The 8,695-nt window shown below is 76.8% G+C and carries 8 protein-coding genes; 7 read left to right on the top strand and 1 reads right to left on the bottom strand.

Annotation, left to right across the window (positions count from 1 at the left end):
• The 5 genes from RI554_08990 to RI554_08970 form a co-directional block, all read left to right on the top strand.
• Window positions 1-573 (top strand): putative sulfate exporter family transporter (locus tag RI554_08990; GenBank protein ID MDR9392147.1); only part of this gene is annotated, 573 nt, incomplete at its 5' end.
• A gap of 58 nt (window positions 574-631) precedes the next feature.
• Window positions 632-1,921 (top strand): serine hydroxymethyltransferase, encoded by a 1,290-nt coding sequence (gene glyA / locus RI554_08985; protein MDR9392146.1) that lies wholly within the window; start codon window positions 632-634, stop codon window positions 1,919-1,921.
• Window positions 1,922-1,941: 20 nt separating this feature from the next.
• Window positions 1,942-2,802, top strand: coding sequence for a permease-like cell division protein FtsX (locus tag RI554_08980; GenBank protein ID MDR9392145.1), 861 nt, complete (start codon window positions 1,942-1,944; stop codon window positions 2,800-2,802).
• On the top strand, window positions 2,799-4,124 hold the full coding sequence (locus RI554_08975; GenBank protein MDR9392144.1) for a peptidoglycan DD-metalloendopeptidase family protein: 1,326 nt from the start codon (window positions 2,799-2,801) through the stop codon (window positions 4,122-4,124). The genes RI554_08980 and RI554_08975 overlap by 4 nt, the downstream gene beginning before the upstream one ends.
• A gap of 191 nt (window positions 4,125-4,315) precedes the next feature.
• Window positions 4,316-6,604: an adenylate/guanylate cyclase domain-containing protein gene (locus RI554_08970; protein MDR9392143.1), complete on the top strand. Its 2,289-nt coding sequence runs from the start codon at window positions 4,316-4,318 to the stop codon at window positions 6,602-6,604.
• Window positions 6,605-6,608: 4 nt separating this feature from the next.
• Here the strand turns inward: RI554_08970 and RI554_08965 are convergent, their stop codons facing one another.
• Window positions 6,609-6,974 carry a hypothetical protein gene (locus tag RI554_08965; protein ID MDR9392142.1) on the bottom strand — a complete coding sequence of 122 codons (366 nt, stop codon included), beginning with the start codon at window positions 6,972-6,974 and terminating at the stop codon, window positions 6,609-6,611.
• Window positions 6,975-7,137: 163 nt separating this feature from the next.
• Between RI554_08965 and RI554_08960 the strand changes: the two genes are divergently transcribed.
• Window positions 7,138-7,770: a DUF1043 family protein gene (locus tag RI554_08960; protein MDR9392141.1), complete on the top strand. Its 633-nt coding sequence runs from the start codon at window positions 7,138-7,140 to the stop codon at window positions 7,768-7,770.
• Window positions 7,771-7,810: 40 nt separating this feature from the next.
• Window positions 7,811-8,695, top strand: an 885-nt coding sequence (locus RI554_08955) for a hypothetical protein (protein MDR9392140.1), incomplete at its 3' end; no start/stop codon positions are given.

Raw genomic sequence — 8,695 nt, 5'->3', positions numbered from 1 at the left:
GCGCGGGCGGAGCACGCCTCGCTCGCGATCGCTACGATCAGCCTGCTCGGCGTCCTGGGGGTCGCCGCCGTCGCACTCCTCGGCAGCGCCCGCCCCGACGCCAATCTCGCCCTCGCACTTCTGGCGGGCGCGACGCTGCAGGAGGTCGGCCACGTCGTCGCGGCCGGCGACGCGCTCGGGCCCGAGGCGGCGGACCGGGCGCTCCTCGTGAAGCTCTCCCGAGTCGTGCTGCTCGCTCCGGCGTTGCTCCTGCTCGGGCTCGCCACGCGAGCGGACGCCGGCCCGGGGGCCGGCCCCCGGGCCGCGGCCCGGGTCCCGCTCGTTCCGCCGTTCGTCCTCGGGTTCGTGGCGCTCGCGGTCCTGGTCAGCGTCGGCGCGGTCCCCTCCGGCGCCGCCCACGCCCTCGCGGCGACCGGGGGCGTGGCGACGGCGTCCGCCATGGCCGCGCTGGGTCTCGGGGTGGACCTACGGGTCGTGCGCACGACCGGGCGACCGGCGGCGGTGCTCGGCGCGGCCTCGTTCGTGGCGCTGGTCGCCGTGATGGCCGGCGGTCTCGCCCTCGCCGGAGCGTGAGCGCAGCGCGTCGGAACGCGCCGCGCCGGCGCGCGCCCCACCTGCTATCCTCGCCGGCATGACGACGTCCCCGACGAGCGCCCCGACGAGCGCCCCGCCGACCCCCCGCGACGAGGAGCTGTTCGCGCTCCTGGAGCGCGAGGCGGCGCGGCAACGCGACGGCCTCGAACTGATCGCCTCGGAGAACTTCACGTCCCCCGCCGTGCTCGAAGCGACCGGGAGCGTCCTGACGAACAAGTACGCCGAGGGCTACCCCGGCCGCCGCTACTACGGCGGCTGCGAAGTCGTCGACGACGTCGAACGCCTCGCCATCGCGCGACTCAAGGAGCTGTTCGGGGCGGCGTGGGCGAACGTGCAGCCGCACTCGGGCAGCGGCGCGAACATGGCGGTGTTCCGTGCGCTGCTGAAGCCGGGCGACCGCATCATGGGTCTCGACCTCGACCACGGCGGCCACCTGACGCACGGCAGCCCCGTGAACTTCTCGGGGCAGGACTACGACGTCGTCGGCTACCCGGTGGACGCCACCACCGAGCGGATCGACATGGACCACGTCGCGGCGCTCGCCCGCGAGCACCGCCCCGCCCTCCTGATCGCGGGGGCGAGCGCGTACGCCCGCACGATCGACTTCGCGCGCTTCCGCGCGATCGCCGACGAGGTCGGCGCGTACCTGCTGGCCGACGTCGCGCACGTCGCCGGCCTCATCGCCGCCGGCGTCCACCCCAGCCCCCTGCCGCACGCGCACGTCGTGACGAGCACCACCCACAAGACGTTGCGCGGGCCGCGCAGCGGCGTGATCTTCGGGCCCGACCCGGAGCTCGGCAAGAGGATCGACCGGCAGATCTTCCCCGGCACGCAGGGCGGCCCGCTGATGCACGTCATCGCCGCGAAGGCGGTCGCGTTCCGCGAAGCGCTGCAGCCGTCCTTCCGCACCTACGCCGAGCGCATCGTCGCGGACGCCCGCGCGCTGGCCGACGCGTTGAGCGCGCGCGGCGCGAAGGTGGTCTCCGGGGGGACCGACACGCACGTCTTCGTGCTCGACCTGCGCCCCATGGGGCTGACCGGGAAGGTGGCCGACGCCCGCCTCGGGCGGGTCGGCATCACGGTCTCGAAGAGCACCGTGCCGGGCGACCCGGAGAAGCCGTGGGTGACGTCCGGCGTGCGGATCGGGACGCCCGCCCTCGCGACGCGCGGCTTCACGCCCGACGACATGGACGCCGTCGCGGGCCTGATCATGGAGGCGCTCGCGCTGGACGACGACGCCCTCGACGGCGACCTGCGCGACCTCCGCGACCGCGTCCGCACGCTGGCGCGCGCCCACCCGATGCCGGGTGACGCGCCCACCCCCTGAGCGGGACGGGACACCCCCGCGTGTACGCCTTCCAACGCGCCATGCGCGCCCTCCGCGGGAACGCCGTCGCCAGCCTCGCGACGATCACGACGATGACGTTGTCGCTGACGATCCTGGCGACGTTCAGCCTCGTCAGCCTCAACCTGAACGCCGTCCTCGCCGACCTGCAGACCGAACTGGAGGTCACCGCCTTCCTGGCGCCCCCCGCCGACGGCCCCGCCCTGACGCGCACCGCGCGCGGCTGGTCGGAGGTCGCCCGCGCGGAGTTCACCTCCGCCGACGCCGCCCTCGCCGACCTCGTCGCCGACCTCCCGTCGCTGCGGACCGCATCGAACCTGGTGGCCAACCCGCTGCCCGACACCGTCACCCTGCGGTTGGTCGACCCCGTCCACACCGCCACCGTCCGCGACCGGCTGCTGGCGCGCCCCGACGTCGAGGACGTCGAGGACGCCAGCGACGCGGTCGCGACGTTCCTGGCGTTCAACGCCGCGCTGCGCGTCGCGGGCTCGATCCTGATCGTCGTGCTGCTGGGCGCGGCGTTGTTCGCCATCCAGAACTCGATCGCCTCCTCGATCACCGCGCGCCGCCGGGAGATCGAGGTCATGCGCCTGGTCGGCGCGACGCGCGGGTTCATCCGCGCGCCGTTCCTGATCGAGGGGTTCGTGCTCGGGTTGGCCAGCGCCGCGGTGACGCTGGTGCTGGTGGTGCCCGGCTACCAGTACGTCGTCGCCCGCCTCGCCCCCACCCTGCCGTTCGTGCCGTTCGTCCGCGACGGGGCGTTGCTGGCGCAGGTCGCGCTGCTGCTCACCGCCCTGGCGCTCCTGATCGGTCTGGTGGGCTCCACCATCGCGGTCTCGAACCACCTGCGCGAGGGGTCGTGACGCCGGGCGCCGCCCGCCCCCGCGGCGTGCGCGCCGCCGCCCGGGCCGGCGCGCTCGCCGCCGTGCTCGCCGCCCTGCTGGCGCTGGCCGGCGGGGGGACGGCGCAGGTCGACACGACGCTCCGCGACGCGCTCGAGGCGCAGGCCGGCGAGTACGAGGCCCTCCTCGAGGAACGCCGCGCCGAGGTCGCCGCCCTCGAGGCGCGCCTCGGGGCGACCCGCGAGGACCTGCAGGCCCGCGTCGCGGAACGCGACGCGATCAGCGCGCGCATCGCCGACCTCGCCGCGCAGGAGCGCGCGTTGGAGGCGGACGTCGCCGCCCTGGAGGCGGAGGTCGCGGCGACCGAACGCGAGATCGCCGAGGGCGAAGCGGACCTCGATGCGCTCCGGACCCGCATCCGGGCGTTGCTCGTCAACCTCCATCGCGACCGCGCCGGGCGCGGCGCGCGGTCGCTCGCGACGGCGGACAGCCTCCACGACCTGCGGGTCACGAACGCCCTCCTCGACCGCCTCTCGCGCCAGGACGTGGCGCTCGTGCGCGACGTCGATACCCGCATCGAGGCGCTCGAGACGGCCCGCGCGCAGCTCGAGACCGACCTCGCCGACCTCGCTGGCGCCCGCGAGCGGTTGGCCGCCACCCGCATCGAGCAGCAGGACCGCCGCGCCGAGCTGCAGGCGGTCATCGAGGACCTGAACGCGACGCAGGAGGGGCAGGAGGCGCAACGCGTCGCGCTGCTGCTGGCGCAGGACCAACTGGAGTCGGACCTGGCCAGCATCGAGGCGCGCCTGCAGGAGGAGATCGCGCGCCTCGAGGCGGAGGAGGCGCGCCTGCGCCGGGAGGCGGCGGCCGCCGACGACGCGCGCCGCGCGGCGCTCGAGGCGGAGGCCGAGCAAACCCGTGAGCGCATCGACGCCCTGACGTCCCCACAAGAACCCAACCCGGCGGGGTTCGTCGGGCCGCTCGACGGGGGCCGGCTCGTGGGGCGCTACGGCGAAGGGAACCAGTCGTTCGTCGCCCTCCGCGCGCAGGAGGCCGGCGCGGCGGTGTACGCCGTGCAGGGCGGCGTCGTGATCGCCGCGCAATCGATCGGTGCGAACGACGGCTTCATGGTCGCCGTCCGCCACGACCCGGAGTTGACGACGGTGTACACGAACCTCCGCCCACCCCCGGTCCAGGTCGGCGACCGCGTCCAGCGTGGCGAAGTGATCGGCCGCCTGGGGGGCGGGACGCTGCCGCCCCCCGACGTGCTGCGCCTGTACGCCCGGGTGCGGCAGGGGGGCGGCGAGGCGTTCGTCGATCCGTTGCCCCTGCTCGGGCTGTGACCCCCTGACACGCCCGATGCGGCGCACGCCGTACCGCACCCCACACGCTCCATCCACCCGTACGTGGAACCCTGACGGGACGAAGGTCCGCAGGCATCGCGACGCGACGTGCGTCCCGGCGCCGTAAGGTGGGTGCGATGCGGTGTCGGCACTGCCAAACCCGAAACCCGGACGGCATGCGCTACTGCGGCATGTGCGGCCGCCCCCTGCAGCCGGCCCCCACCCGCCGCGAGCGCCGCCGCGTCACGACCGTCTTCCTGGACCTGGTCGGGTTCGCCGACCTCACCCGCGACGCCGACGCCGAAACCGTCCGCGATCTCGCCGACGAGGTGCTCAGCGTCGCGACGGCGGCGGTGGAGGCGCACGGCGGGCGGGTCGACGCCTATCGCGGGGACGGCCTGATGGCGGTGTTCGGGGCGCCCCGCAGCCACCCCGACGACCCCGAACGGGCGGTCCGCGCGGCGGGGGACGCGATCGACGCGATCGTGGCGCTCGGGGGTCGGCGGGGCCTGCCGCTGGCCGCCCGCGCCGGCGTGAACACCGGGACGGTGGTGGCCGGCGCGATCGGCGCGGGGGACGCACGGGCGGACACCGTCATGGGGAGCGCCGTGAACCTCGCCGCGCGCCTCGAGGAGGCTGCCGGCGCGAACGAGGTGTGGGTGGGGCCGGCGACGCACGAGGCGCTCCGGACCCGCTTCGCGTTCGAGCCGACCGACCCGCTCGCGTTGGCGGGGTTCCCCGACGTGCGGACCGCCCACCGCTGGGTCCCCACCGCCCCCGAACCCGTCGACGCGCCAGCGTTCGTGGGGCGGGCGGCGGAACGCCGCGCGCTGGCGCGGCACTGCGCCGCGGTGAAGCGGGAGGGGCGCATGCGGGAGGTGTGGGTGACCGGCGAGGTGGGGATGGGCAAGTCGCGGCTCCTCGAGGAGGCGTTCGGAGGCATGGGGGGCGACGGCCCGGCGGCCGCCGCCTGCGAGCGCGTCGTGCACCTGCGCGAGGGGCCGGCGGACACCCCCCCGTGGGCGGTCCTCGCGCGCGCCGTGTTCCCCGGCGGTGGGGGGGTCGGGCCCGTCCCCGCCGCGCCGCTCGCGCGTCGGCCGAGCCGCCGACCCCCGCTCCCACCGACCGCGGTCGGGGCGCAGCTCGCGCCGCGCGACGACCCGCCACCCCCCGGCGCGGAGGTGCCGCTGGGCCCCCCCCCGCCCGCGCGGGTGGCGGGACTGGACCTGGAGGTGATCGAGCGGGGCCTGTCGACGTTGCTGCCCGGCGAACCGCGCTGGTGGCGGACGATCCTCGCGAGCCTCGACGTCCTCGAGGCGCCCCCCTGGCGGCGGGTGGAGCGCCGCCAGGTCGACCGCACCGCGCTCGCCTGGCGCGACCTGGTCGCCGCCCGCGCCCGCCACGGCCGGGGGCCGTGGGCGATCCTGCTGGACGTCGAGCCGGCCCACCCGAGCACCCGCGCGTTCCTGGACCTCCTGCGCGCCGTGCGCGCCCCCATCCTGGTCGTCCGCACCGCGCGGGACGCGAACGCCGTCCCGCGCGGCGCGCACCACCTGCCCCTGGAGCCGCTCGCGGAGGACGACGCGGCCGCCCTGGTGAAGGCCGTCGTCGGGGACGGCGACGGCGTGGGGGCCGCCGTCGCGACGTGGGTGCCGCATACCGACGCCACGCCCGGCCACCTCGTCGAGCTGGGGCGCGCCCTCGCGCAGGACGAGGACGCCGCCCACAGCCCCTCGCTCCGCGCGTTGGTCGGCGCGCGCCTCGACCGCCTCGAGGGGTCCGCCCGCGACCTGCTCGCCCGCGCCGCGCTCGCCGGCGAGGAGGTCTGGGACGGCCTGCTCCGGACGTTGGGGGACGACCCCCGCGGTCGCCTCGTGACGACCCTGGTGCGCGAAGGGATGCTGGTGCCGGCCCCGACGTCGCGGCTTCCGCGCCGCCGGGCCTACCGCTTCCAGAGTGCGTTGTTGCGCACCGTCGCGCTCGACCGCCTCCCCTACGCCGAGCGCGCGGACGTCCACGTCCGGATCGGAACGTGGCTGGAGGGCCACGCCCCCCTGGAGATGTCCGCGGCGATCGCCGCGCAGTTCGAGCGGGGCGGCGTCGTCGACGCCGCCTACGCGCACGCGTTGGCGGCGGCGGACGTCGCGAGCTGGACCGGTTCGCTCGAGGAGATGCACGGCCTGTACGCCCACGTCACCGGCCTCGACGTCGGCCCGCGGGAGCGGGCGGTCGCGACCCGCGATTGGGTGGAGGCGTCGCTGCGGCGGGGCGACGTCGCGGCGGCGGATGCCGCCCGCGCGGCCTTCGAGGCGCAGGTCCGCGACCTCCCCCCGCCCGACGCGGAGGCGCTCGAGCGGGACGTCGCGCGCCTCGCGAAACGGATCGAGGCGGCGCGCGCCACCGAGCCCGGGGGGCGGGCCCCCACCCACGAGTCCGCCGCCCCGGAGGGCGGCGAGGACGCGGCGGCGCGGGAGTCGTGAGGGGTCAGGCGGCGTGCGTGGTGCGCGTCGGGGTGCGGCGTGCGGGGGTGCGGTGCGGCGCGTCGGTCGCGGCCCGCGTCCGGACCGGCAGGGGGAACAGCGCCGGCTGCACGACCGGGCCGTCGCCGGCCGGGCGGGCCTCCGCGCGGCCCGCCGTCGGGCGCGCGGGCGCCGGGGTGGGTGCGTCGTCGACGCCGAAGGGGGCGAGGACGGCGCGCAGCAGCGCGACGGCGCGCGGGTCGGACGGCGCCCTGCCGTGCCGGGCGACGCGGGGCGCGACGTGCGCGGCGAGGAGGTCGGACAGGCCGGCGGCGAGCGCGGCGACCGCCCCGATCGCGAAGAAGACGAGGAACAGATCGAAGATGGGCACGTCGCGTCACCGCCTCTCAACGTCGGGGGCGAACCCCCGCGGATGCCTACGAGCCTACTACCTTAATTCCTAAGGCGTCAAGGGGGTGGGCGTCCCGCGTCCGCCCTCCCGAAACGCGAGCCGGAACCCAGGCGACGCGCAGCCCCTCTGCTACCCTCCACGTATGGAGATCGACCTCTCCGCGCTCCTCGCCGCCGCCCTCGCCGCGGGGCTGCTGCTCGGGGGGCTCATCACCTGGTTCGCGACGCGGCAGGCCGGCGGCGGGCGCAGCGCCGCGCACCTCAAAGAGGAACTCGAGACCTACAAGCGCGACGTCGCCGCCCACTACGCCGAAACCGCGAAACGCGTCGACGCCCTCACGAAGGCCTACAAGGACGTCTACGACCACCTCGAGGACGGGGCGTACCGCCTCGTCGGCGAGGAGGAGCTGCGCCGCCGCCTCGACGGCGGCAGCGAACCCGTCACCCTCCCCGGCCTCGGGCCGCGCCCCCTCGCCGAACCGACGCCGGACGACGCGCCCCCTGCGGGGATCGGCGACCCGGCAACGAGCCCGGCGCCCACCCCGACCGACGACCGGGCGCCCGACGACGCACCGGGCGACGCGGCGGCGGACGGCCCGGTGACGGACGACGCGAGCTCCGACGCGCCCCCGAGCGACGAGGCCCCGGACGACGCCCCGGCGCCCGACGACGCGGACGCCGCACCGGACGCCGACGCGGACGCCGAAACGGATGCCCCCGAGGCGGCCGAGGACGACGCGACGCCCGACGACGACGACCCCCGCACCACCCCCTGACGCGCCGGGCGACCCCCGACCGCGTGATACCGTGCCCCACGTGACGACGGCCCCCTGGCGCCGCTCCGCGGCGCACGCCCTCCGCGTCGGCGTGACCCTCCTCGCTGCGGCGAGCCTCGCGCTCGCGGCGACCGGGCACGCCCAGCAACGCCACAACTTCCTCGCCGTCGACGACCAGGTCCTCGACGCCGCCGGGCCGTTCTACTTCGTCGCCTACGGCGACTCCGGCAACGCCTTCGCCAAGGCCGCCCCCATGGCCGACGCCATGGGGCTCGACGTCGACTACGACGCCGACGCCGGCCAGCTCGTCTTCGAGAACGGCGTCACGACCGCCCGCTGGGACGTCACCCGCAATGTGGCCGCCGGCCTCGAACACCGCCGCGGCACCCTCACCGTCGACGGCGAGCCGTTCCCCCGCCCCATCCCCAGCGCCCTCCTGGTCGACGGCGTCGGCTACGTCGCCGTCACCCCCCTCGCCGAAGCGTTCGGCGGGGAGGCGGCCTGGATCCCCTCCGGCCGCGTCATCCGCGTCACGGTGCCCGACCCCGACCCCGTCACGGAGCGCGCCGCCCCCCGCTTCGGACTGCACGACGGCTACGCCCGCGTCGCGATCGACGTCCCCGCCGACCAACCCGCCGACCTCCTCGTCGCCGACGGCAGCGTCGCGCTCCGGTTGCCCGGCCTCCCCCTCGCCGACGTCGACCGCCGCCCCGACGGCGGACCGCTCCAGCGGGTCTACCGCGACACCTTGGGCGGCGACCCGGCGTTGGTCCTCGTCGTCGATCACGCCGTCGACGACGACGGGCGCGGCTACCGCCTCGGGCGGACCGACGACGTCGTGTACGTCGACGTCGGGCCCGACCTGCGGGGCGACCCCGCCGCCGGCCGGGCCCCCGCCCCCAGCGCGCCCCCCGTCGCGGCGGCC

This window comes from Trueperaceae bacterium (assembly GCA_031581195.1).
In the GTDB taxonomy this organism is placed as follows: Bacteria; Deinococcota; Deinococci; order Deinococcales; family Trueperaceae; genus SLSQ01.
This window is presented reverse-complemented; position numbering and strand designations above follow the sequence as displayed.